This is a genomic window from Photobacterium aquimaris (assembly GCF_002954455.1).
Lineage (GTDB): Bacteria > Pseudomonadota > Gammaproteobacteria > Enterobacterales > Vibrionaceae > Photobacterium > Photobacterium aquimaris.
Window position 1 is genome coordinate 2,355,667 of record NZ_MSCC01000001.1, and the last position, 902, is coordinate 2,356,568.

The following is a 902-nucleotide window of genomic DNA, read 5'->3' on the forward strand; positions in this document are numbered from 1 at the left end:
AAAATTTGATACGATTTATCGTGTTGAATAGTAAAAGATAATTCCCTCTTAGTTCAGTTGGTAGAACGCCGGACTGTTAATCCGTATGTCACTGGTTCAAGTCCAGTAGAGGGAGCCAAACAAGAAAACCTTGTCGAAAGACAAGGTTTTTTTTCGTCTGGAGTTTAATGAAATCCCCTCTTAGTTCAGTTGGCGACACTTTATGAGAAGCTTGGCGGACTGCTAATCCGTATGTCACTGGTTCAAGTCCAGTAGAGTGAAGCCAAACAAGAAAACCTTGTCGAAAGACAAGGTTTTTTTTCGTCTGGAGTTTAATGAAATTCCCTATCTCGTTCGTAACCTCACTGTGGGGAATGACGATAAATTAGACTTATATTCCATCACTCATTTTTCTTCAATCCACTTTTTTACAACGCTGACACCATCAAACGCTTTTCCTCATCGAGACAGACAAACACCAAAAAACCCAACAATTAAGAGCAAAATAACAGCAATCAGAGTAAAAAAGACAATGTTGATAACTATTTGAAAAAAAACCATTGACGAAAAGCTCAAAAACCTTTTTAATGCGCTCCGTTGCCTCGATAGCTCAGTCGGTAGAGCAGAGGATTGAAAATCCTCGTGTCGGTGGTTCGATTCCGCCTCGAGGCACCATTTCTTCTCTTTGAAGTTTGGTGCCAAGCAACGACAAAATCTGTTCCCTCTTAGTTCAGTTGGTAGAACGCCGGACTGTTAATCCGTATGTCACTGGTTCAAGTCCAGTAGAGGGAGCCACTATTTATTTCTTGGCTCATTTGAGCGGAGAGATTACAGAATTAATGTGCCGACTTAGCTCAGTAGGTAGAGCAACTGACTTGTAATCAGTAGGTCACCAGTTCGACTCCGGTAGTCGGCACCATTTA

At 41.5% G+C, this 902-nt stretch carries 5 tRNA genes; all 5 read left to right on the top strand.

From position 1 onward, the window contains the following. Positions 1-42 precede the first annotated feature (42 nt). The 5 genes from BTN98_RS10385 (at position 43) to BTN98_RS10405 (ending at position 898) form a co-directional block, all read left to right on the top strand. Positions 43-118, top strand: a tRNA-Asn gene (locus BTN98_RS10385). A 56-nt stretch (positions 119-174) separates the two neighbouring features. Then, positions 175-261 (top strand) — tRNA-Ser (locus BTN98_RS10390). A gap of 317 nt (positions 262-578) precedes the next feature. Next, a tRNA-Phe gene (locus BTN98_RS10395) sits at positions 579-654 on the top strand. 44 nt (positions 655-698) lie between these two features. Continuing rightward, positions 699-774 (top strand) — tRNA-Asn (locus BTN98_RS10400). Positions 775-822: 48 nt separating this feature from the next. Further along, positions 823-898, top strand: a tRNA-Thr gene (locus BTN98_RS10405). Positions 899-902: the final 4 nt, after the last annotated feature.